The organism is Rhodococcus sp. IEGM1339 (assembly GCF_050321925.1).
Classification (GTDB): Bacteria; Actinomycetota; Actinomycetes; order Mycobacteriales; family Mycobacteriaceae; genus Rhodococcus; species Rhodococcus pyridinivorans.
In genome coordinates this window covers 386440-408114 of record NZ_JBNQFT010000002.1, presented here as the reverse complement: position 1 = coordinate 408114, position 21675 = coordinate 386440, and the positions used below count along the sequence as shown (strand labels likewise).

The following is a 21675-nucleotide window of genomic DNA, read 5'->3' as shown; positions in this document are numbered from 1 at the left end:
CGCCAGTTCCACACGCTGGGTATCGGTTGCAGGCATGGCCGCCGCAGTCATGACAGGCATACTACAATCTACCGTATTATTTCGCAGACAGACCACTAGCGAGTACCAGGTGGCGTGGTCGACCGCGCACCGGGCGCTCATCGCACTGGCCAACCAGTGGCTGCCCGAGCCGGAACCCACCCGCGTGCTCGGCATCGACGAGACCCGCGCCCGGTCGGTGCGCTGGGTGCTCGAAGAGGCCGGCTGGACACGGTCGAACCCGTGGATGACCTCGTTCGTCAACGCCGACCCCACCCTGCCCGGGCACCTTCTCGGGCTGACCCCGGGACGCTCCGGGGCGTGCGTGATCGACTGGCTCGCGCTGCAGACACCCGCGTTCCGGGCCGGCATCGACCTGGTCGTGATCGACCCGTCCGCGCCGTACGCGGGCGGGATCCGCACCGCCCTGCCGGACGCGCGGATCGCAGTCGACAAGTGGCATCTCGTCGCCCTCGCCAACCTCATGGTCACCCAGGTCCGTCAACGGATCACCCGGCAACTGCACGGCCGCCGCGCATGCCGTCAAGGAACGCCTGCGCCTGCTGCTGGCCGAACACCAGCCGCACCAGATCCGGCGCAGGCTGTACGACTTCTACGACGCCGCCGCCCGCGCCGACATGGAGGAAACCAGCCGCCTGGCGACCACGATCGACACCTGGTGGCCAGCGGTGCTCGTCGCGCTCACCGAGGACGTGACCAACGCCCGCACCGAGGGCTTCAACCGGATCATCAAGCAAACCAAGCGTGTCGGATGCGGCTTCACCAACATGGACAACTACCGAAGGCGCATCATGGTCCGCATCGCCCTCACCCGAGGGCAGAGACCAGCAGCATGAAATCAGCACACGCCCCGCTCAAATGCGGAGAGCCATTTATCTCTGCAGTAAACGCCCGGCCCGTCTTCGGCGCCTCGTGCCACACATGCCTTCCCGCTCGGGTTGCGGCGGGCCATAATTCGCCTTTCACGTGCCCGGCTTGCCGTCTTCGGAGCTGGGCCTTGACACCCCTGCACCGGGTACCCCCGCATCAGTACCGCACCTGCCGCTGGGCAGTCGATGCATCACCTGTCCGAACGGAATCGACCGGCCCCACGCTGATCACTGCTCCCACACCGCCGAAGCACTTCAACCGATCCGTCACTGCAGCATCATCGAGAAGCCGTCCTCGACACCGGCAGGTCCCGGGCCCGCTGGCTGTGATGTCTTCGCGCTGGCGGCGTCGGCGGGGAGAGGATTTCGCAGTGAGCAGCACCGCTCTCTCCGGGATCGAGGCGACCACCGAATCCGGCCCGCGGTGCTGCACGAAATCTTGGGGCTCCATCGAGCCAGTGGCAATCGGCCCGTGGTTGCCTCACCATGGAGCGGTGACTGCTAAGCGTTGCCGATCCACCGCCGATCCTGCCGAACCCCATTCCGATGCCGAGCTGCTCATCGGCCTGGTGGTCTCACCATCCCTGAGTGCGATGCTCGGCCCCGAGGTCACCACCTCGGTGCGCAAGATTTTGGTGCAGCGGTATCCGGGAGTGCGCTGGCAACTGAAGATGGCCGAAGACCGGCTGGTCGATCCACCCACCGAGACCTTGGACCTGCTGGAGGCGGCCCGAAACCGCGTGCTGGAGGAGAACTGGGATTTGGCCGTGGTGCTCACCGAGATCCCCCTGAAGACCGGCCGACGTCCGGTGCTCACCCAGCTCAGCCCCGTGCACGGGGTAGGACTGGTCTCCGTCCCAACCCTGGGAGCCGTGCACGTGCGGCAGAAGGTGCAAGAGACCACCGTGCACGTGGTCGGGCAGCTCCTGGGCTACGACGCCGAAGACCTCAACGCCCAGCGGGATCTTGCTCGAAGAGCCCACCAGCTGTCCACCGATCTCGACGAACGCCCGGACGACAACGTCGTGCAGTTCACGGCCCGAGTGCTGAGCGGCAACGTGCGGTTGCTGCTGGGCATGATCCGCGCCAACCAGCCTTGGGCCTTCGTGGCCCGGCTCTCCCGGGCGATGGTCGTGGCAGCGGCCACCGGCATGCTGACATTGGTGGCCTCGGACCTATGGGTACTGGCCATGGCCTACGGGCCAGTGCGCCTGGTCCTGCTGGCGGTGATGGCGATCGGGGCGGTGAGTGCCACCCTGATCCTGGGAGCCGACTTGTGGGAGCGCCCACGGCGGCGAGCCCAACGTGAGCAGGTGATCCTGTTCAATTTGGCCACCACCGCGACCGTGGCCATCGGGGTTGTGGTGTTCTACCTCGGCTTATTCATCCTGTCCTGGGTCGGCGCGCTGCTGCTCATCGACGAGCAGGTACTGGCCGGTGTCGCCGGTCACCCAGTGAACGCTTTGGACTACGCGAAGATCAGCTGGCTCACCGCCAGCCTGGCCACCGTGGGCGGAGCACTAGGAGCTGGACTGGAGGACGACGATGTGGTGCGCGCCGCTGCCTACACCCGGTCCAGCACCTGACACAGCCCCAGCACAGAAGAAACTGAAACATCTACGCGTTGATGCCACGTCTATGCAGGTGTCATTGCCGGTCGCGATGACTTGGTGGGCTCAGCGCAGTGCGCTGCCTCGTACTCGGCGGGTGGGGCGTTGCCGAGGCGGGTGTGCGGGCGGGCGCTGTTGTACCTGTCGATCCGGGATCCGCACCGCCCTGCCGGACGCGCGGATCGCAGTCGACAAGTGGCATCTCGTCGCCCTCGCCAACCTCATGGTCACCCAGGTCCGTCAACGGATCACCCGGCAACTGCACGGCCGCCGCGCATGCCGTCAAGGAACGCCTGCGCCTGCTGCTGGCCGAACACCAGCCGCACCAGATCCGGCGCAGGCTGTACGACTTCTACGACGCCGCCGCCCGCGCCGACATGGAGGAAACCAGCCGCCTGGCGACCACGATCGACACCTGGTGGCCAGCGGTGCTCGTCGCGCTCACCGAGGACGTGACCAACGCCCGCACCGAGGGCTTCAACCGGATCATCAAGCAAACCAAGCGTGTCGGATGCGGCTTCACCAACATGGACAACTACCGAAGGCGCATCATGGTCCACATCGCCCTCACCCGAGGGCAGAGACCAGCAGCATGAAATCAGCACACGCCCCGCTCAAATGCGGAGAGCCCCTTACTGGGTGTCGATGGGAGCGTGCTCGATCACCGTCGTGGCGGGTTCACGGATCGTCGAGATGGACGACGCACCGATGGTCGACGCGACCCGCGGACTGATCGCGGGCCTCGCCGTCGTCATCTGGGTCTTCGCGACGTGGCTGCTCCCCCCGCTCGTCGCGGCCGGTTGGTGGCGACACCGCGTCCACCGGGTGCGGCTGGACTACGACTCGTCCCTGTGGTCGATCGTCTTCCCGCTCGGCATGTACGCGATCGCGGGGATGTATCTGGGTCGCGCCGACGATCTGCCACTGGTCGGCGCGATCGGCGCCGCCGAATTGTGGGTCGCGGTGGCGGCCTGGGTCGCGGTGGCGGCCTGGGTCGCGGTGTTCGCCGCGATGCTGCACCGCATGTGGGTACGGCTCATACGGCCGGTCGAGCGCGACCGACGGTGACCGCCCGTGCTCGGGCCCGCCCCATCCCGCCGTACCAGCGGACGGCGAGCACGACAGCCAGGGCCACAGGCCTGGTCGCCGGTGCGGCCGGCGTGGCCGCCATGACCATCGGGGAGAAGATCGAGCAGGCCGTCGCCGGGCGACCGAACTCCCACGTGCCGGGCCGCGTACTCGCACGGTTGACGGGCGCCTCGGAATCGGCCGGACAGCACTCGACCGCCCTGAACTGGGCGATGCACTTCGGGCAGGATATCGCCCTCGGCGTCCTGCGTTCGGTCATGGCCGAGGTGGGCCTGCGGGGGCCGCTCGCATCGTCGAAGTTCACCGTCGTCCGTCTGACCAACGACCAGATCCTCGAGAACGCGACCGGCGTGGGAGCACCCCCGCAAACGTGGCCCCGTTCCGAGCTGGCGATCGACGTCCTCCACAAGAGCGTCTACGGCTTCGTCACCGGTGCCGTCGCCGACGCGGCGGTTACCGTATCGGTGTGAATGTCGAACCGCTGGACACCGGCACCGTGGCCGGTCACCTGCATCTTCCCGAGGGCAGTCCGCGGGGTGCCGTCGCGTTGACGCACGGCGCCGGCGGCAACTGCGACGCCCGGATCCTGCAGCTGATGTGCTCCCGGTTCGCCGATGCCGGCTTCCTCGCCCTGCGCTACGACCTGCCGTTTCGCCGTCGCAAGCCCAAGGGACCCCCGCAGCCGTCCCGCGCCGCGGAGGACCGCGAGGGTGTGTCCTCCGCGGCCGCGGAGCTGCGCGACCGCGTGTCCGGGCCCTTACTGCTCGGCGGCGTCTCCTACGGCGGCCGGCAGACGTCGATGCTCGCGGCCGACGAACCCGGCATCGCCGACGCCCTCGTCCTGCTGTCCTATCCCCTCCATCCCCCGGGCAAGCCGGAGAAGCTGCGCACCGAGCACCTGCCGAAGATATCGGTGCCCACGGTGTTCGTCCACGGCGACCGCGACCCCTTCGGTACCTTCGACGAACTGCGGGAGGCACTCGATCTCCTGCCCGCGGCCACGACTCTCATCGAGGTCACCGGGGCCGCACACGACCTGAGCCGCGCGAAGACGGATCCCTCGGAATCCGCCGTGTCCGCCGCGCTGCACCTGCTGGAAGAGAAGAAGTCATGATCGAACCCACCGACGTCGCCATCGACACGCTGCTCGCCGAGCTCCGCGACCGGCTCGACGATTCCGTCGACGCCCCGACGACCCTGCGCGGACTGCTCGAAGCGGTGCTCGTGGTGGGGTCGGGTCTCGAACTCGACTCCATGCTCCAGCGCATCGTCTCCGCCGCGACCGCCCTTCTCGACGCCCGCTACGGCGCGCTCGGCGTGCGCGCCGCCGACGGTGGTCTGTCGGAGTTCGTGTACGTCGGGATCAATCCGACGCAGCGCGAGGTGATGGGCCATCTGCCCGAGGGCCGGGGCATCCTGGGTCTGCTCATCAACGATCCCCGGCCGGTCCGTCTCGGCGACCTGTCGAAGCATTCCGCCTCCATCGGTTTCCCGCCCAACCATCCGCCCATGAAGAGCTTCCTCGGAACTCCGATCATGGTGCGCGGCAAGGTTTTCGGCAGCATCTACCTCACCGAGAAACTGGGCGCACCCGAGTTCACCGAAGAGGACGAGGTGATCCTCAAGGTGCTCGCGATGTCCGCCGGTGTGGCCGTCGAGAACGCGCGCCTGTTCGAGGGCTCCCTCGACCGCGAGAGATGGCTTACCGCAATGGCATCCATCAACTCCCGGCTGCTGATGGGCGGGTCCGTGGACGAGACGCTGTCGATGCTCACCGGCCAGGTCCGCGAACTCGCCCGGTGTGCGGGCGCCTATGTGATGCTCGTCGACGGCCACCACGGCCGCCTGCAGGCCGCGTCCCCCGCGGCGCCGTGCGGGAAGGACAAGCGTTTCGATCTCACCGGATCGCCTGTGCTGAAAGCGCTCAAGAGCAGGCAGCCGATGCACCTCGATACCCTCGAGGGACTGCCACCGATGGAGCAGGGCGACGAAGGACACGCGGTGGTGCTGCCGCTGTCGGCGACGTCGACGGTCACGGGTGTGCTCGTCGCGACCCGCGAGGCCGGTACCGAACCGTGGGACGACGAGGACGTGGCCCGCTTCGAATCCATGGCGAACCTCGCGGCCGTGGCCCTCGAATTCGCCGAACAGCAACGCAAGAAACGGTTGCTCGACGTGCTGGCCGATCGCGATCGCATCGCACAGGACCTGCACGACAACGTCATCCAGCGCCTGTTCGCCACGGGTATGAGCTTGCAGAGTGCGACCGCGGACGGGGCGGACACCGCACGCGTGGTGGAGGTGATCCGCCACGCGATCGAACAGCTCGACCGGACGGTGCGCGAGATCCGCACGACCATATTCGATCTGCACACCACCGGCGCGGCGGCGTCGAACAGTCTGCGCCGGAGGTTGCTGGACGTCGTGGGCGATCTGAGCATCCACTCCTCGGTGGCGCCCAACGTGCAGTTCGTCGGACCCATCGACACGCTGGTGCCGATGCGCATCCACCCACACGCGGAGGCCGTGCTCCGCGAAGGGCTGAGCAACGCGCTGCGCCATTCCCAGTCCGACAACATCTCGGTGTCGGTCTCGGTTCAGGACGACTTCCGGATCGAGATCCTCGACGACGGCACGGGTCTGCCCGACATGCCTAGCCGCAGCGGGCTGGCGAACCTCGAGCGGCGCGCCGTGCAGTGCGGCGGGTCGTGCGAGATCGGTCCGGCCCACCCGCGCGGCACCCGGGTGCTGTGGGCGGTCCCGCTCTGACGGAACGGGTCCCGCCCGCATCGGACTAGGACGTCGGCTTGCCGCGCTCGTTGCGCAGCTCGGTGGCGAGCACCGCGGCCTGCGTGCGGCGCTGCATGCCGAGCTTCGCCAGCAGCCGCGAGACGTAGTTCTTCACGGTCTTCTCCGCGAGGAACAGCCGTTCGGCGATTTCCCGGTTGGTCAGGCCCTCACCGATGAGTTCGAAGACGGCGCGTTCCTGCTCCGACAGCTCGGCCAGCGGATCGGCCGTGCGCGACGCCCGGATCCGCTCCATGAGGGCGGCGGTGGCGCGGCTGTCCAGCAACGAGCCGCCCTCGCCGACGGTGCGGATCGCCGAGACGAGGTCGGTGCCGAGGATCTGCTTGAGCACGAACCCCGAGGCACCCGCCATGATCGCGTCGAGGAGCGCCTCGTCGTCGGCGTAGGAGGTGAGCATCAGGGCGCGCAGACCCGGCATGCGGGTACGCAGCTCGCGGCACAGTTCGACACCGTTGCCGTCGGGAAGCCGCACGTCGAGCACCGCGACGTCGGCACCGCTCTCGGGCACACGGGCCAGGGCCTCCCCAACCGAGGCGGCCTCACCGACGACGGTGAAGTCGGGCACGCTGCTCAGCAGATCCACCAGGCCGCGCCGCACGATCTCGTGATCGTCGACGAGGAACACGCGGGTCATCTCGGGCACCTTTCGTTGACATGCTGTCCCGTCATTGTCCCAGGTGTACCGCGATACCCACGTCCTCGGGGCCGTTCGACACCCATCTGGGGACCTTCTCCCCCTGCCCCGCGGGCACCCGCCCGGGAGACGCTGGAGGAGCAGAGGTGGACATGTGGGACGAACGAGCCGACGCGGAGGATGTCGTGACTGTCGATGCCGGAACCTGGTCGCTCGGTGACACCGAGATCATTGCGCGTGCGGTGGTGGAGGCACCCTCGGTACACGACACGCAACCGTGGAATCTGCGACTGCCCGATCACAGCGCCGAACTGGAGGAACGCCTCGAGTTCGCCGAGCCGGGACCGGACCCGCTGCGCGTCGACCGGTTGATCTCGTGTGGCACGGCCCTCGCGAATCTCGAGCTCGCGATCCGGGTCCTCGGCAACCGATCGCGCACCTCCGTGCTGCCCGATCCGCAACGTCCGGAGCTCATCGCCCGGATCGAGACGCTCGGCTCGGGTACCCCGAGCAGCCGCGACCTACGGTTGTACGCCGCCATCTCGCATCGGCGCAGCCATCGCGAATCGTTCACCGACATCCCGGTGCCGACGGAGACGCTCGCCGACGTCGTCGCCGCGGCCGGGGAGATACCCGACGTCGACGTGCGTCTGCTCGCCGCCGACGAGGCCGTCGCCCTGGCGCAGGTGCTCGCCTATGCGGCGGAGGCCCGCCGGCGTCACCCGCACTACCAGCGGGAGATGTTCTCGTGGACCTCCCACTGGCAGCCGCGCGGCAACGCCGAGGTGGTCACCACCTGGAGCGCGACCCTCGACGAACACGGCGCGGCCGGCGAGGCCATGGTCACGTCGGGGATCCCCGACGTCGATGCGCTGGCGGCGGCGATCGCGCGCGAATCGGTGCTGCTGTTCTCCGCCCCGTCCACCTCGCCGGCGGATCTGGTCCGGGTGGGCGCGGCGGTGGAGCGGTGCTGGCTCGCGGCCATCGATGCGCGATTGTCGGCGTCGGTCGTGACGCATCCGCTGCGGGTCGAGGACGCCGGTTCGCGCCTGGCCGAGATGCTCGACCTGCCGGTCGTGCCGCTGGTGATCCTGCGCGTGGGTTTCTGACGAGAAGAGAGATCGAGGTGACGATGAGCGCACCGACCGAGGATCCGATCGACGATCCGACCCGCGAGTTGTTCCGCACGGCCCTGGACATGGCGCAGGCCGCCAAGGCCGGCAACGTCTCCGGGTGGCTGTCCGCCCGTTACGAGTGCGGGCGCGTCGAGGACGTCGCGTTCGTACTCTCGCAGATGCTCGGGGTGCTCATCGAGAACGGCGCGATCAGCCGCGGCCTGCATCCGGCCGACGCGTGGAGGGAACTGCGCGAGCGGGGCGTCGACGACTTCGGGTGACGCCCCGCATCGCTCCCTCGTCCGGGATCAGTCCTCGGTCTGCTTCGACCGGACGACGAGGACCGGGCAGTCCGCGGTCTGGATCAGCGCGTTGCTCGTGGAGCCGAGCAGCAACCCCTTGAAGCCGCCGCGTCCGCGGGTTCCGACCACGAGAAGCTGTGCGGCCTCGGCGTATTCGCTGAGCACTCGCACCGGCCGGTCGCGGGCGACGACACGTTCGACGGTGACGTCCGGGTACCGCTCCTGGTATCCGGCGAGACGTTCGGCGAGCACGATCTCCTCACCGGTCTGGATCCGGCTCCAGTGCGGGTCCTCCGGGACGGCGCCGAGCGAGGGCTGGACGCTCACGTCGCTCCACACGTTCACCGCGACGAGCGTCGCGCCGCGTGCGGATGCCTCCTCGAACGCGACCTCCACCGCGTCGCGGCACGAGACCGAGCCGTCGACACCGACGACGACGGGCCCCTTTGTCGGCGGCGCACCGTCGAAGGTGCGGCCCCGCACCACGACGACGGGCGCCGTCGCGTGCGAGACGACCGCCGTGGAGACCGAACCGGCGAGCAGGCCCTTCACCTCGCCGAGGCCGCGCGAGCCGACGACGAGCCGGTCGGCGTGCTCGGCCTGTGCGATGAGCGTGGGAACGACCTTGCCTTCGAGCTGTTCGGTGGTGATCTCGACGTTCCCGTGACGGTTCTCGTCGATGATCTGCCGGGCGAGCACGGCCGCGTTGTCGAGCCGGTCGCGGGCCGTCGCCTTCATCTCCTCGTGGAAGCTCTGCGCGAGGTAGGGCTCGGAGTAGTAGAAGGCGGGGATGTGCACGACGGTGACGATGCGCAACGGCAGGCCGCGGATCGCAGCCGTCCGTGCCGCCCAGTGCACCGCGGTCGTGGACGCGTCGGATCCGTCGACGGCCACGACGATCGGCTTGTTCTCGGTCATCGCACGAGGAACCTTTCTCGGTGGGTCAGCCGCAGATCTGCCGCAGCTGTTCGATCAGTCGCACACGACCTGCGGTGTCGGCCGCGAAGGGGGTGACGTTGAGGGTGGTGACCCCGGCCTCCGCGAAGGCAGCGATTCGCTCCCGCACGAAGCCCTCCGAACCGATCAGGGAGATCGAGCGGAGCAGTTCGACGGGCACCGCCGCGGCCGCCTCCTCCTTCTTGCCGGCCAGGTAGAGCTCCTGGATGGTCTCGGCTTCCTTCGCGTAGCCGTAGCGGATCGCGAGGTCGTTGTAGAAGTTCTTGCCCTTGGCGCCCATGCCGCCGACGTACAGCGCGACCATGGGCCGGACCCAGTCGAACATGTGGTCGACGTCGTCGCCGATGGCGAGCGGGGTCTGCGCGTAGATCTGCAGGTCGCCGAGTGCGGGATCGCGCTTGGCCTTGCCCTTCGCGATCGATTCGCCCCACACGTCGGCGGCCTTCTCCGGGTAATAGAACAGCGGCTGCCAGCCCTCGGCGATCTCGGCGGTCATCTCGACGTTCTTCGGGCCGAGCGACGCGATGATGATCGGGATACGTTCGCGCACAGGCTTGTTGATGATCTTCAGCGGCTTGCCGAGTCCGGTGCCGCGGTCTTCGGGCAGCGGGATCTGGTAGTACTTGCCCTGATGGTCCACCTTCTCGCGGCGCCACACCTGCCGGCAGATGTCGACGATCTCGCGGGTGCGACCCAGCGGCGCGTTGTAGGGAACGCCGTGGAAACCTTCGATGACCTGAGGGCCCGACGCGCCGACACCGAGCACGAATCGGCCGTCGGAGACGAAGTCCAGGCCGGCCGCCGTCATGGCGGTGAGCGTCGGTGTCCGGGTGAACAACTGGAGGATGCCGGAGGCGAGTTCGACCCGGGAGGTCTTCGCCGCCAGATAGCCGAGCTGACTCACCGCATCGAACGAATAGGCCTCGGGTACGAACACGATGTCGAGGCCGGCCTTCTCCAGGTCGGCCACCTCCGCCGCGGTCTCCGCGAAACCTCCGCTGTAGTTCAGTCCCATCCCGATGCGCATGCGCCACCTTCGTCCCTGCTGCACACCCCCGTTCGGGGGCGCGATCGTCCATGTGCCCCGCACACTACCGCCGTCAGGAGGTGACCGGTCGCACCACCATCACCGGGCAGCGCGCCTCGCGCATGAGCGCGTTTCCGGTAGAACCGAGCACCATCCCCTTGAAGCCTCCCCTGCCGCGAGTCCCTACCACGACGAGCTGGGCTTTCTCGCTCCAGGACTGCAGATGGGCGCGGGGGCCGTCGACGTAGACCTTCCGGTGGACCGTCACGTCCGGATAGCGCTCGCCGTAGCCCGCGAGGCACTCGGACAGCAGGGAGTGCTCGTACTCCTCGAACGCGCGGGGATCGAAGTCGAGGGGCGACTCGTCGATCTCCCCGACTTTCAGGTCGCTCCAGACGTGGACGGCGACGAGGTCGACCCTGCGCCAGGATGCCTCCTCGAACGCCAGATCGACCGCTTGGCGGCTCGCGGGGCTGCCGTCCACGCCGACGACGACGGGTCGCTCGTCGGGGACGGGCCCTTCCGGTCCCCGCACCACGACGACCGGGCATTCGGCATGACCGGCGACGGAGACCGGGGTGGAACCGAGGAAGGCCTCCCCCATCTTGGTGCTGCCGGTGGCCCCGAGGACGATCATGCGCGACGTGCGGGACAGTTCGACGAGCCACTTGGCGCTTCCGGTGAGGGCGAGCTCGGCGGTGATCTCGAGGTCCGGCGCCACCGCCTCGGCGGTCTCTGCAGCCTCCTTCAGGAGTGCCTGAGCCTCGGCCTCGCTCCATTCGAAGACCTGCGAGGGGCGGAAGAAGGGAAGTTTCGTCCAACCCGACGGTGCGAAGTCCACCGCGTGGACGAGATGCAGTGGGATCTTCCGGCCGGCCGCGGTGGCGGCAGCCCACCTCACCGCCCGCTCGGAGGCCGGGGAACCGTCGGCACCGACGGTTACGTGGTTGTGGTCGCGGGGTGCTTCACCGAGAGGTTTCACGTCCGTGAGGCTAGTCGGATCCGGTACGTCCAGATACGGACTTTGGTCATCACATCGGGATTCCTTCGGTGGCAATGCATTCCATCGACAGCGATGTGCGTCACATAAAATTGTCATCGCGAATGCGAATTTACTAGCGTAGGGCCATGCAACTCACCAGGTTCACCGATCTCGGACTGAGAGTTGTGATGCATCTCGTCGCCGGCCCGGCGGGGAGTACGCCCGGTACCAGAACGATTGCAAACCAGCTCGATCTGTCGTACGCACATACGACGAAGGTCGTCGCCCGACTCGGCGAGCTCGGGGTGGTGGCCACCCGCCGCGGACGCGGCGGAGGCCTGACCGTCACCGAACTCGGCCGCACGGCGAGCCTCGGATGGCTCACCCGAGCCCTCGAAGGTGAAGAAGAAGTCGTCGAGTGCGAAGGAGCGAAGCCGTGCCCCCTGCGTCACGGCTGCACCCTGCGCTCGAAGCTGCGTACCGCACAGGACGCCTTCTACGCCGCTCTCGACGACGTCACGATCGCCGACCTGGCGACCCCTGACGCCGGTCCGGTCCTGCTCACCCTCGAACCACCCACCGGCCGCTGACCCACGGCGAGGCTGCCGGTGCAGCCCGTCACGACACACACGAGGAGACATACCATGCCGCTCTCACCCGAATCCAAGGACGTCATCGCCGCGACCCTCCCGGCGGTGGGAGCCGCCATCGGCGACATCACCCCGTTGTTCTATAGCAAGATGTTCGCCGCCCATCCCGAGCTCGAACGCGATCTGTTCAACCGCGGCAACCAGAAGCAGGGCGAGCAGCAGAAGGCACTCGCCGGATCGATCGCGGCCTTCGCGACGCTCCAGCTCGATCCCGATCCCGCCCGTGTCGAGGCGATCCTGTCCCGCATCGCCCACAAGCACGCCTCGCTCGGCATCAAGCCCGACGAGTACTGGATCGTCCACAAGCACCTCTTCGAGGCGATCGTCGAAATCCTCGGAGAGGCAGTGACTCCGGAAGTCGCGAAGGCGTGGGACGAGCTGTACTGGCTGATGGCCAATACCCTCATCTCGATGGAGGCCGATCTGTACCGGGCCGCAGGTGTCGAGGCCGGCGACGTCTGGCGCACCGTCCGCGTCGCCGACCGCGTCCACCAGTCCGCCGACACCGTCTCGTTCGTGCTCACCTCGCTCGACGGTTCCCCGCTGCCCACCTTCCGTCCGGGCCAGTACCTCTCGGTCGGCGTCCGCCTCCCCGACGGCGCCCGCCAGATCCGTCAGTACAGCCTGTCGAGCGCACCCGCGAAGGGCGACTGGCGTATCACCGTCAAGCGGGTCCTGGAGACCACCGCACCCGACGGCACCGTGCTTCCCGCCGGTGAGGTGTCGAACTTCCTGTACAACAACGTCTTCGAGGGCGACGAGCTGGAAGTCACCACTCCCTTCGGCGATCTCGTACTCACCGAGGACGACACCCCGATCCTGTTGGCGTCCGCCGGCATCGGATGCACCCCGATGATCGGCATGCTCGATCATCTCGCCGGCGTCGGCGACGAGCGTCCCGTCGCGGTCCTGCACGCCGACCGGTCGGTCGCGGCGCACGCCCACCGCCGCGAGCTCGAGACCCTTGCCGAGAAGATCCCGTCGGCCCAGCTGTACCGCTGGTACGAGGACCTCGGCAACCGCCGGCCGCTCGAGACGGTCCGCGTCGGACGTGCCGACATCTCCGATCTGCCGCTCGATCCGAAGACCCAGGCCTACCTGTGCGGCCCGCTACCGTTCATGCTCTCGCTGCGCGAGGCCCTGATCGAGCGCAACGTCCCGGCCGAGAACATCCACTACGAGGTGTTCGGACCCGACAGCTGGGCGCCTGCCTCCTGATCCGACCCGATCCGATCGCGGTGCCCCGGCCGAGTCTGCCGGGGCACCGCTGCATTCGCGGCTAGGCTGCACCCATGGACTCCGCCGCGGCTGTTCGCCACCCGGCCCCGTCCCCGCGTAGCCGATTCCAGGCACTGGGTAGCAGTGTCCTCGCGCTGATCGGAGTCCTTCTCATGGCGGGCCTCGTTGCGCTGTTCCCCGGGTCCGACGAGCCGCTCGGAACCGATGCACCCGCCGATGTCTTCAGCGCCGCCCGCGCCGGTGAACACATCGACGCGATCGCCACCGGCCCACGACCGCCCGGGTCGACCGCCCACGCCGCCGCCCGCGACCATCTCGTCGCCGTCCTCGAGGATCTCGGGTGGTCCACCCGCGTCGACTCCGGCGTGGGATGGATGGCGCGGTCCGGTGAGGCGACCCAGCGCGGTGCCCGCGTGCAGAACATCGTGGCGACCCGAGCCGGTACCGATCCCACCGGCACCGTCGTGCTCGCCGCGCACTACGACACGGTCCGGGGCTCCCCCGGCGCGAGCGACGACGGGATCGGCGTCGGCACGGTCCTCGAGGTCGCCCGTGCCATCGAGTCCGGTCCTCCCTCGCGGAACGACGTCGTCGTCCTGCTCACCGACGGTGAGGAGAACGGTCTGCTCGGCGCCCACCGGTTCGTGGGCACGGAGTCCGTGCGGGCCGGTCCGGTCGTCGTGCTCAACCACGAGGCGCGCGGGAACGCCGGTACGCCGACGACCTTCCGGACCACCTCACCGAACGGCGTCCTGATCGACAGTCTGGCGGGGGCACCGGGCGCGAACGCGGACTCCCTCACCGAACTGATCTTCGAGGCGCTGCCGAACGACACCGATTACCGCCGCTTCGCCGAGCACGGCCACCACGCCCTCGACACCGCGATCTCCGCGGGCTCGGCGTACTACCACAGCCCTCTCGACACCCCCGACCGTCTCAGCCGGACGTCGCTGCAGCACATGGGCGACACCTCCCTCGCGACGGCCCGCACCCTCGCCGGATCCGATCTCGCGACCGTCGGCGACGGCGGCGACCAGGTCGTGACGACCGCGCCCTGGGGACTGCTCCACGCGCCGCGGTGGGCCGAGGTCGTCGGGGCGATCGTGCTGGCAGGCGTCGTGGGGGCGATCGTCGTGCTGTGGGTGCGCCGCGGCCAGACGTCGGCCTGGCAGGCCGGCGCTGCCGTGGCCGTGTCGTTGCTCGCCGCCGTCCTCGCGGCGGGCGCAGCGTGGCTGCCGTGGTGGATCGTGCAGACCGTCGATCCGGGCATGGCCGCGCCGGTCGCCGACGAACCCTACCGGCCGGGTGTCTTCCAGTTCGCGGCGGTCGTCGCGGCCCTCGGTGTACTGCTGGTCGCGCGATCGTGGTGGGGTCGCGGCTGTCCGGCCGCCGCGCTCACGTGCGGAGCGTTCACGCTCGTCGCGGTGCTCGCTCTCGCCGGTATCCCCTTCGCCGGTGTGCCGCTGACAATGCTCGTACTCGTCCTGCCGACGGCGCTGGGTCTGCTGGTGGCGCTGCTTCTCCCACAGGACGACACGGTGTGGCCGCTCGTCGCGATCGCCCTCGGCGCGCTCGGCTCGCTGATCTTCGGCCTGCCCGCCGTGCTGGTGTCGTTCGACGCCGGACTCCTCTACGGGGCACCGGTGGCCGGTCTGTTCGTCACATTCACGTTCGCCGCGGTACTCCCGCTGTGCGAGCCGTTCGCGTCGACCAGCCGCGGGCTCGTCGTCTCCGCGACCGGCACGATCGCGATCGTCGTGGTGGGCACGCTGCTCGCCGGCTACCTCAACCGGGACGGGGCGACCGATCCCCGGCAGGAATATCTCTGGTACTCGCTCGACGCCGATCGGGGTGCCGCGGTGTGGGGATCGCCGGACGGCCCGAGATCCGACTGGAGCGAAGGGCTGCTCACCACCGGTCCCGAATCGCTCCCCACCGCCTTCCCGTGGCGGGAGCACCGGCCGATGTACCACGGGCCCGCTCCGGTCGCCGACCTCGAGGCGCCCGAGGTCGAGATCCTCGAGGACACGACCGGCGGAAGCGCCCGGAAGATACGACTGCGGTTGAGCTCACCGAGGAACGCCCAGGCTGTCGGGTTGTGGATCGACAGCACCACCGCCCACGTCCACGGCGCGACGGTGGACGGCTTCCGCGCCGAACCGTCCGACGACTTCGGTTTCCTGTTCTGGGCTCCCGGCGCCGACGGGATCGAGGTCGAGCTGACGTTGAGCATGCTCGAGAGCCGCCTAGGCGTCCGCGTCGCCGATCTCGGTGACGATCTCGGCGAAGTAGCCGGCTTCGAGCCACCCGCGGATCGCGTCGTCGTCCAGCCGACGGTGGCCGTGACGCGGACCCTACAACTGTAGGGCCGTCACTCCCACTCGTGAGCGGGAGTACCCGAGGCCATGTTCTGCACGTAGTCCTTCATCATCCCGAGCAGGGCGGTGCGACGGTTCTCGCCGGCAGCCTCGCGTCGGGCCACCTGCCGTCGTTGCCACGCCGCCCCGGTCTGCCGAGTCAGTGCACGCCCCTCGACGATGCCGAGATAGCGGTCGCGGACCGCCGCCGACAGTCCGTATGCCTCGAGGCCCTGGTGCGCAAGCGGCAACAGGCACCGCAGCACGAGTTCGTCGGCGCCGACCCATCCGGTGCGCGGCCAGTACAGCTTCGCGTCGAGACCGAACTTCGCACCGAGCACGAGGTTCCGCTCGGCGGCGTCGAAGCTGAGGTCGCGCCAGAGCGGCTCGTCGGCGTCGGTGAGGGCGCGCAGCGTCCCGTAGTAGAAGGCGGCGTTGGCCATGGTGTCGAGGACGGTCGGTCCTGCAGGGAGCACACGGTTCTCGACGCGCAGGTGCGGATGGCCGTCGCTGATGTCGTAGACGGGCCGGTTCCACCGGTAGATGGTGCCATTGTGCATCTGCAGTTCGCGCAGTTCGGGAATCCGGCCGGCGTCGAGTTCGGCCATCGGATCGACGTCCGAGACCTCCGGAAGGAGAGCCGTGAAGTAGTGGGAATTCTCCTCGAACAGGTCGAGGACGGAGTCGATCCACCGCTCACCGAACCACACGCGGGGACGGACACCCTGGTTCCGCAGTTCGAGCGGACGCGTGTCAGTGGCCTGCGCGAACAACGGGATCCGGCTCTCGTGCCACAGCGCCTTGCCGGCGAGGAAGGGCGAGTTCGCCGCGAGCGCGACCTGCGCTCCGGCCAGGCACTGGGCGGCGTTCCAGTGCGTCGCGAAATCTTCGGGGGCGATCCGCAGGTGCAACTGCAGGGACGTGCAGGCAGCCTCGGGGACCACCGAATTCATGTCTGCACGAAGGGTTTCCACGACATCGCTGCCGGGCAACGGCACACCGTCGAGATCGAGTTCGATGTCCTCGCCGCGCGCCGCGAAGATCTGCTCGTTGAGCGCTTCGTACCGTGGATTGGCGGTGATCCGGCCCCGTTCGAGATCGCCGAGTTCGAGCGTGGGCAGTATGCCGATCATGACCAGCTGCGCGTCGTGCAGGTGCATCCGCTCGTCGGCGCGCCGCAGCGACGACCGCAGCGACTCTTCGAGTTCGAAGGGTTCGTCGCCGGTGAGACGTCGCGGCTCGACGTTCATCTCGACGTTGAACTGGCCGAGTTCGGTCTGGAAGACCGCGTGATCGTCGATCGCCTGGAGCACCTCGAGGTTCGACATCGCGGGCGACATGTCGTCGCGGACGAGGTTGAACTCGATCTCCATGCCGAGATGCGGTTCGGGTGACGAGTGCACGTCGACGAAGACGTCCTCTCGAAGCATCCGCTCGAGCGCCTTCATGCAGTCGCGAACCTTGCTCCGGAACATCCGCCGGTCTTCCCCGGTGAACGAACGTGCGGATATCTCAGCTCCCAATGGAACCCCCGGGTCGGCGCGCGGTCTGTCGAGCCAAGCCTAGCGCGCGCTCATGCTGGCGGTGGGATCGACGGCGTGCCGTCGGGTGGGATCGAACACTGCGGCGGGATCGAACACTGCGGTGGGATCAGACGGCGCGGTAGCCGCCCCAGTCGGTGACGACGCCGCGATCGCTGAGCCACGCGTTGGGGTTGATCTTGGTGCCTTCGGTGTCCCAGACCTCGAAGTGCAGGTGCGGTCCGGTGGACCAGCCCTCGTTGCCGACGGTGGCGATCTGCTGGCCGGCGTTGACACGCTGACCGGCCGAGACCTGGTAGGTGCTCACGTGACCGTAGACGGCGGTGGTGCCGTCGTCGTTGAGGACGCGGACCCACTGGCCGAAGCCGGAAGCCGGTCCGGCGTCGAGGACCGTGCCGTTGGCCGCGGACTTGATGGGCGTTCCGATCGGGGCTGCGATGTCGATGCCGCCGTGGTGGGCGCCCCAGCGCGGACCCCAGTCGGAGGTGAGGGTGCCGGAGACGGGCTGGACGGCGGAGGGAGCAGCGGGGTTGAGCTGGTCGAGCCAGCTGGGACCCGAGAACTGATCGAGGAAGCCGGTGACCTCGGCCGGAAGCTCGGGTGCGCCCTGCTCGGCCGGGGTGGTGATGCCGGGGATGGCCGGGATCTCGACACCCTCGGGCAGCAGGCCCGCGGGGAGCTCGAAGGGCAGGCTGGGCGCGGGGGCCTCGGCCTGGACGTGGTCGTGGCCGGGATGCGCGGCAGCGGTGCCGGCGCCGATCTGCGAGCCGACCGCGAAGAAGGCACCCGTGGCAGCGGCGACGGTGGCGGCCTTGACCGGAGCGGACGTACCGGTGGGCTCGACGCGGTGACGGCCCTTGCCGGAGGACGGCACGCGAATCGTCTCGAGGTCGAATGCTTCGTCTTCGCGTGTGCGCTGATGGCGTCCCACAGTGTGCCCCTTGTTTCGTCCCGACTTCGACCGGGTATCCCCCCGGCCGCTCCTGGCGACCCAAGGTAACAAAACGGTATAGGGAAAGGCCAGTGTTACCTTTCCTTGATCTCAATCGGCGGGAACCTGCAGGTCGTACGCCCGGCCTCGAGAGCCTCGAGAACGGGCGCTTGGTTACGGCACGCGCCCGGCGGCTACACTCACAACGCGCCAAGGTCGGCTTCGCCCGGCCGGACGCCTCCGTAGCTCAGGGGATAGAGCACCGCTCTCCTAAAGCGGGTGTCGCAGGTTCGAATCCTGCCGGGGGCACACATCGGGTCCGCCGGCTCCGCGAGCACTCCCGGACCCCACCCCCGGAACGTCACGGGCACCGTCCCGTCCACGCATCACGGTTCGATCTAGTCAGCCCTCCACCGTTCGCGCGACAGTTAGCATCCACAACGATGCCGCTCGACGACGACGGAAATCGAGGACCCCGCATGGATATTCGGCCTCGTGCCCGACATCTCGCCGTGATCGTCTCGGCGGCGGTCCTCGGATTGTTCGTCACTCCCGCTCCCGCAGGAGCCGGGGGAGTCTCCGGCCTGGTCGAAGGACCCGCTCATCCCGTCGGGGCGGGCAACGCCCGCACATACGTCACCGTCGACGAGGCGGGCACGCCGGCCACCATCGGGGTGCGACTCGATGCGGCGGCCCTCGACGACCTGCCCGGTGCGCTGCTGCCGGTCACCGAGGCCTACGTGCTCGAGTTGCCCGAAGAGGCGGCCGCCACCGCGTTCGACCACGTCACGGTCGACTGGAACTCGCACGGCCACGACCCCCAGCACGGCTTCGACGTCCCGCACTTCGACGTCCACTTCTATCTCCTGGATCGGCCCACGGCGGAGTCGATCCATCCCTTCGCCCCCGGCTACATCCCGGCCGCGGCCCGCGTGCCCGACCCGCGTTACGTGCCGGAGGGGTACGCACCGTCCGGGGATCCGCTGACGTCGACCGTCGCGGGCATGGGACTGCACTGGGTGGACACCACCGAGGCGGAGCACGATCCGGCAGCGGGACACCACCTCACCGAGACCGTGCTCTACGGCACGTGGGACGGACGGCAGGCGTTCATCGAACCCATGCTGAGCCGCGAGTGGCTCGCGACGCGGCCCGCGCACCACGAGGAACTCCGTCTGCCCGAGGCGTACCAACGCGAGGGCCTCTACCCCACCACCTACTCCGTGTGGTGGGACGAGGCGTCGCAGACGTACACGGTCGAACTCGGTGGGCTCACGATGCGCGAGGCGTCGTAGGCCGGTCGGTCGAGCGGAGGCTCAATCCAGCGGGGAGGCGCGGATGAGGTTCCCGTCCGGGTCCGAGACCACGAACGTCCGCCCGAACACCTCGTCGTGCGGCGCCTCCACGACCGTCACCCCCTTACCGGCCCACTCGTCGTGGATCGCATCGACGGCGGCGGTCGAGCCCGGCACCATCACGCCCACCTCGGAGAACCGCGGAGCGGTCGCATCCACGGTCTCCGCGCGACCCGACCACAGTGCGAACAGCACTCCCGGCGCCACTTCGAAGGAGACGTAGCGCGGGGTCGTCATCTGCGGGGTCATGGCGAACAGGTCGCTGTAGAAGCGGGTCGCGCGTTCGACGTCGGTCACGCAGATCAGGAACAGGTTGGGCGACGACACGGTCATCGGTCCCTCCTTCCGGTAGGCGGTGAAGGCTTCGAGGACTACCGTGACACTGAAACCCGACAGTTCCTGTCGTGTTTTCGAAAGGAGATCGCGCATCCGATGAACCGGCCGCAGCGGTTGCTGAGCATGCTGGTCGTCCTGCGGGCCCGCAGCCGGGTCACGGCCGCCGAACTCGCGGAGGAGTTCGGCGTCTCCGAGCGCACCGTGTTGCGCGATGTGGAAACGCTTGCTGCTGCGGACCTTCCGGTGGTCGCCGAACGCGGCAGATACGGCGGCATCGTGATGCTCCCCGGCCGGCAGACCGACCTGAACCGGCTCAACGCGTCCGAGGTGGATGTCGTGCGCGCCCTGGGTGTCGACATGGGCCGGGCCCGCCAACTCGGTGTCGACGCCGCCGCGCGGGACGCCGTCCACAAGCTCACCGCACGCGCCCGGCGCACGCCCTCCACCGCACGCGAGAACGACCTGCTGCCACTGACCGAGGTGGTCACCGTCGACAATCGGGGATGGTTCGCCACCGAGGACCGGGCCGACGTCGCTGCCCTCACCCGCGACCTGCGGCGCGGACGGCAACTCGCCATCACGTACCGGTCGAGCGGGCACCGCGGCGAACGCGAGATCGTCGTCGATCCCTACGGTGTGCTCTCCCGCGCCGGCCGTTGGTATCTCGTGGCGGACGACGAGGGGCGACCACGACTGTTCGCACTGACCCGCCTGAGTGCGTGGACAGTGCTCGACCGGCCGCGCCGCCTGTCCCCCGGCCGCACCCTGCCCGCGCTGGCACGCGAACTCGGCGACGCACTCGAACGACGCGAGGACGTCGTCGTCACCGCCGATCTCGCGGCGAACCGCCTCGATCTCGCCCGGCGCATCCTCGGTGCCCGCCTGCGCGGGAGCACCGCAGGGCCGCGACCGGACGTCTCGCGGATCACGGTGGCCTACGACTCGATCGACGGTGTGCGGCAACTGCTGCAGTTCGGTGAGCACATCGAGATCGTCGGGCCACCCGAGGCACGGAACCTCGTGGCGGAACTGGCCGAATCCCTCCTCCGCCGTCACACCGCGCATCGCCGCCGCGAGTGAACTCCCGCTGATCCGAACCCTGTTCCGCTCGGACCGGGCTTCCTATCGTGGGGAGATGTTCGACGCCCACCTGCACATCATCGATCCGCGTTTCCCGCTCGTCGAGAACGACGGCTATCTGCCCGAACCGTTCACCGTCGACGACTATCTCGCGCGGGTCGCGCATCTGGGTGTCACCGGAGGCACGGTGGTGTCAGGGTCGTTCCAGGCTTTCGACCACGGCTATCTCCTCGACGCGCTCGACCGGCTCGGGCCCACTTTCGTCGGCTGGCACGCCGAGTTGTACATCGATTCGCGCGATCTGGCCGAGCTGCACACCACGATCGCGGCACTGCCCGCCGTCTCCGTCGACCACCTGGGACTGCCGCAGGACGGCTTGCCGTCACTGTTGCGGCTGGTGGAGAGCGGTATCCACGTGAAGGCAACAGGGTTCGGACGCGTCGACCTGCCTGTGGCCGACACGCTGCGCGCCGTTGCCGATGTGAATCCCGGTGCACTCGTGTTCGGCACCGACCTGCCGTCGACACGGGCACCGCGACCGTTCCGGGACAGCGACATCACCCTCGTCGAGGACGTCCTCGGCGACGAACTCGCCGACGCGGTACTGCGCCGCAATGCTTCCGAGCTGTATCGGATCGAGACCGAAACCGCTCCTGGGTCTTCGGTGTCTCGATAGACTCACGCACGTCATCGGTGCGCGGGACGCGCCGCGGTATTCCTCGCTGCGGTCGGCTCCCGGACGTGACCTTCCCTT

General features: G+C 68.6%; 22 protein-coding genes, 1 tRNA gene and 3 pseudogenes. 18 read left to right on the top strand and 8 right to left on the bottom strand.

Going from position 1 to position 21675, the window contains the following annotated elements:
• Positions 1 to 282, bottom strand: a 282-nt coding sequence (locus ACQR3U_RS04685; RefSeq protein ID WP_428692116.1) for a hypothetical protein, incomplete at its 3' end; no start/stop codon positions are given.
• On the opposite strand from ACQR3U_RS04685, the pseudogene ACQR3U_RS04680 reads away from it, so the two are divergent.
• From ACQR3U_RS04680 to ACQR3U_RS04640, 9 genes and pseudogenes are all read left to right on the top strand, one after another.
• Positions 185 to 490 (top strand): annotated as a pseudogene (locus tag ACQR3U_RS04680) (transposase); the annotation flags it as partial. The gene ACQR3U_RS04685 and the pseudogene ACQR3U_RS04680 overlap by 98 nt on opposite strands.
• Positions 480 to 875, top strand: coding sequence for a transposase (locus tag ACQR3U_RS04675; protein ID WP_332108734.1), 396 nt, complete (start codon positions 480 to 482; stop codon positions 873 to 875). The pseudogene ACQR3U_RS04680 and the gene ACQR3U_RS04675, both read left to right, overlap by 11 nt.
• A 527-nt stretch (positions 876 to 1402) precedes the next feature.
• Entirely contained in the window at positions 1403 to 2494 is a 1092-nt protein-coding gene (locus ACQR3U_RS04670; RefSeq protein ID WP_230811606.1) for a hypothetical protein, read from the top strand.
• Positions 2454 to 2729, top strand: a pseudogene (locus tag ACQR3U_RS04665) (hypothetical protein); the annotation flags it as partial. The gene ACQR3U_RS04670 and the pseudogene ACQR3U_RS04665, both read left to right, overlap by 41 nt.
• Positions 2638 to 3114 carry a transposase gene (locus ACQR3U_RS04660; protein WP_071934470.1) on the top strand — a complete coding sequence of 159 codons (477 nt, stop codon included), beginning with the start codon at positions 2638 to 2640 and terminating at the stop codon, positions 3112 to 3114. The pseudogene ACQR3U_RS04665 and the gene ACQR3U_RS04660, both read left to right, overlap by 92 nt.
• Before the next feature lie 10 nt (positions 3115 to 3124).
• Positions 3125 to 3586 (top strand): annotated as a pseudogene (locus ACQR3U_RS04655) (tellurite resistance/C4-dicarboxylate transporter family protein); the annotation flags it as partial.
• Entirely contained in the window at positions 3583 to 4077 is a 495-nt protein-coding gene (locus tag ACQR3U_RS04650; RefSeq protein WP_230809811.1) for a hypothetical protein, read from the top strand. The pseudogene ACQR3U_RS04655 and the gene ACQR3U_RS04650, both read left to right, overlap by 4 nt.
• Positions 4074 to 4721: an alpha/beta hydrolase family protein gene (locus ACQR3U_RS04645; RefSeq protein WP_230809810.1), complete on the top strand. Its 648-nt coding sequence runs from the start codon at positions 4074 to 4076 to the stop codon at positions 4719 to 4721. The genes ACQR3U_RS04650 and ACQR3U_RS04645 overlap by 4 nt, the downstream gene beginning before the upstream one ends.
• A complete protein-coding gene (locus tag ACQR3U_RS04640; RefSeq protein WP_230809809.1) occupies positions 4718 to 6376 on the top strand; it encodes a sensor histidine kinase in 1659 nt (552 codons plus the stop codon). Before ACQR3U_RS04645 ends, ACQR3U_RS04640 begins: the two co-directional genes overlap by 4 nt.
• 25 nt (positions 6377 to 6401) lie before the next feature.
• On the opposite strand, the gene ACQR3U_RS04635 is transcribed toward ACQR3U_RS04640, so the two are convergent.
• Positions 6402 to 7049, bottom strand: a complete 648-nt coding sequence (locus ACQR3U_RS04635) for a response regulator transcription factor (protein ID WP_024103152.1) — start codon at positions 7047 to 7049, stop codon at positions 6402 to 6404.
• 152 nt (positions 7050 to 7201) lie between these two features.
• On the opposite strand from ACQR3U_RS04635, the gene ACQR3U_RS04630 reads away from it, so the two are divergent.
• Entirely contained in the window at positions 7202 to 8158 is a 957-nt protein-coding gene (locus tag ACQR3U_RS04630; RefSeq protein ID WP_230809808.1) for a nitroreductase family protein, read from the top strand.
• A 17-nt stretch (positions 8159 to 8175) separates the two neighbouring features.
• Positions 8176 to 8445, top strand: coding sequence for a hypothetical protein (locus ACQR3U_RS04625; RefSeq protein WP_230809807.1), 270 nt, complete (start codon positions 8176 to 8178; stop codon positions 8443 to 8445).
• Between the two features lie 27 nt (positions 8446 to 8472).
• Here the strand turns inward: ACQR3U_RS04625 and ACQR3U_RS04620 are convergent, their stop codons facing one another.
• The 3 genes from ACQR3U_RS04620 to ACQR3U_RS04610 form a co-directional block, all read right to left on the bottom strand.
• Positions 8473 to 9384 carry a universal stress protein gene (locus ACQR3U_RS04620; RefSeq protein ID WP_217580103.1) on the bottom strand — a complete coding sequence of 304 codons (912 nt, stop codon included), beginning with the start codon at positions 9382 to 9384 and terminating at the stop codon, positions 8473 to 8475.
• A gap of 25 nt (positions 9385 to 9409) precedes the next feature.
• Positions 9410 to 10450: an LLM class F420-dependent oxidoreductase gene (locus ACQR3U_RS04615; protein WP_230809806.1), complete on the bottom strand. Its 1041-nt coding sequence runs from the start codon at positions 10448 to 10450 to the stop codon at positions 9410 to 9412.
• A 73-nt stretch (positions 10451 to 10523) separates the two neighbouring features.
• Complete coding sequence (locus ACQR3U_RS04610) at positions 10524 to 11432, bottom strand: universal stress protein (RefSeq protein WP_006551569.1); 909 nt, start codon at positions 11430 to 11432, stop codon at positions 10524 to 10526.
• A gap of 146 nt (positions 11433 to 11578) precedes the next feature.
• Here ACQR3U_RS04610 and ACQR3U_RS04605 point away from each other — a divergent pair, with 146 nt between their 5' ends.
• The 3 genes from ACQR3U_RS04605 to ACQR3U_RS04595 all read left to right on the top strand — a co-directional run bounded on the left by ACQR3U_RS04605 (position 11579) and on the right by ACQR3U_RS04595 (position 15687).
• Entirely contained in the window at positions 11579 to 12022 is a 444-nt protein-coding gene (locus tag ACQR3U_RS04605; protein ID WP_230809805.1) for an RrF2 family transcriptional regulator, read from the top strand.
• Between the two features lie 54 nt (positions 12023 to 12076).
• The gene (locus ACQR3U_RS04600) at positions 12077 to 13300 is read left to right on the top strand and encodes a globin domain-containing protein (protein ID WP_230809804.1); all 1224 of its coding nucleotides are present in this window, start codon (positions 12077 to 12079) and stop codon (positions 13298 to 13300) included.
• A gap of 74 nt (positions 13301 to 13374) precedes the next feature.
• Positions 13375 to 15687, top strand: coding sequence for a M28 family peptidase (locus ACQR3U_RS04595; RefSeq protein ID WP_230809803.1), 2313 nt, complete (start codon positions 13375 to 13377; stop codon positions 15685 to 15687).
• A gap of 5 nt (positions 15688 to 15692) precedes the next feature.
• Here the strand turns inward: ACQR3U_RS04595 and ACQR3U_RS04590 are convergent, their stop codons facing one another.
• Positions 15693 to 17201 carry a glutamate-cysteine ligase family protein gene (locus tag ACQR3U_RS04590; RefSeq protein WP_230809802.1) on the bottom strand — a complete coding sequence of 503 codons (1509 nt, stop codon included), beginning with the start codon at positions 17199 to 17201 and terminating at the stop codon, positions 15693 to 15695.
• Positions 17202 to 17328: 127 nt separating this feature from the next.
• Positions 17329 to 18150 carry a M23 family metallopeptidase gene (locus ACQR3U_RS04585; RefSeq protein ID WP_230809801.1) on the bottom strand — a complete coding sequence of 274 codons (822 nt, stop codon included), beginning with the start codon at positions 18148 to 18150 and terminating at the stop codon, positions 17329 to 17331.
• A 236-nt stretch (positions 18151 to 18386) separates the two neighbouring features.
• Here ACQR3U_RS04585 and ACQR3U_RS04580 point away from each other — a divergent pair.
• Both ACQR3U_RS04580 and ACQR3U_RS04575 read left to right on the top strand, forming a co-directional pair.
• Positions 18387 to 18459, top strand: a tRNA-Arg gene (locus ACQR3U_RS04580).
• Between the two features lie 170 nt (positions 18460 to 18629).
• On the top strand, positions 18630 to 19445 hold the full coding sequence (locus ACQR3U_RS04575; protein ID WP_230809800.1) for a DUF5602 domain-containing protein: 816 nt from the start codon (positions 18630 to 18632) through the stop codon (positions 19443 to 19445).
• 21 nt (positions 19446 to 19466) lie between these two features.
• On the opposite strand, the gene ACQR3U_RS04570 is transcribed toward ACQR3U_RS04575, so the two are convergent.
• A complete protein-coding gene (locus ACQR3U_RS04570) occupies positions 19467 to 19838 on the bottom strand; it encodes a VOC family protein (protein ID WP_230809799.1) in 372 nt (123 codons plus the stop codon).
• Positions 19839 to 19937: 99 nt separating this feature from the next.
• On the opposite strand from ACQR3U_RS04570, the gene ACQR3U_RS04565 reads away from it, so the two are divergent.
• Positions 19938 to 20921 (top strand): helix-turn-helix transcriptional regulator, encoded by a 984-nt coding sequence (locus tag ACQR3U_RS04565; RefSeq protein WP_230809798.1) that lies wholly within the window; start codon positions 19938 to 19940, stop codon positions 20919 to 20921.
• 55 nt (positions 20922 to 20976) lie between these two features.
• Entirely contained in the window at positions 20977 to 21597 is a 621-nt protein-coding gene (locus ACQR3U_RS04560; protein WP_230809797.1) for an amidohydrolase family protein, read from the top strand.
• Positions 21598 to 21675 lie beyond the last annotated feature (78 nt).

Coding starts and splice junctions, on each gene's coding strand:
- ACQR3U_RS04605 (WP_230809805.1), top strand. CDS start 11,579: ATGCAACTCACCAGGTTCACCGATCTCGGACTGAGAGTTGTGATGCAT.
- ACQR3U_RS04575 (WP_230809800.1), top strand. CDS start 18,630: ATGGATATTCGGCCTCGTGCCCGACATCTCGCCGTGATCGTCTCGGCG.
- ACQR3U_RS04565 (WP_230809798.1), top strand. CDS start 19,938: ATGAACCGGCCGCAGCGGTTGCTGAGCATGCTGGTCGTCCTGCGGGCC.
- ACQR3U_RS04570 (WP_230809799.1), bottom strand. CDS start 19,838: ATGACCGTGTCGTCGCCCAACCTGTTCCTGATCTGCGTGACCGACGTC.
- ACQR3U_RS04635 (WP_024103152.1), bottom strand. CDS start 7,049: ATGACCCGCGTGTTCCTCGTCGACGATCACGAGATCGTGCGGCGCGGC.
- ACQR3U_RS04595 (WP_230809803.1), top strand. CDS start 13,375: ATGGACTCCGCCGCGGCTGTTCGCCACCCGGCCCCGTCCCCGCGTAGC.
- ACQR3U_RS04615 (WP_230809806.1), bottom strand. CDS start 10,450: ATGCGCATCGGGATGGGACTGAACTACAGCGGAGGTTTCGCGGAGACC.
- ACQR3U_RS04630 (WP_230809808.1), top strand. CDS start 7,202: ATGTGGGACGAACGAGCCGACGCGGAGGATGTCGTGACTGTCGATGCC.
- ACQR3U_RS04600 (WP_230809804.1), top strand. CDS start 12,077: ATGCCGCTCTCACCCGAATCCAAGGACGTCATCGCCGCGACCCTCCCG.
- ACQR3U_RS04620 (WP_217580103.1), bottom strand. CDS start 9,384: ATGACCGAGAACAAGCCGATCGTCGTGGCCGTCGACGGATCCGACGCG.
- ACQR3U_RS04640 (WP_230809809.1), top strand. CDS start 4,718: ATGATCGAACCCACCGACGTCGCCATCGACACGCTGCTCGCCGAGCTC.
- ACQR3U_RS04560 (WP_230809797.1), top strand. CDS start 20,977: ATGTTCGACGCCCACCTGCACATCATCGATCCGCGTTTCCCGCTCGTC.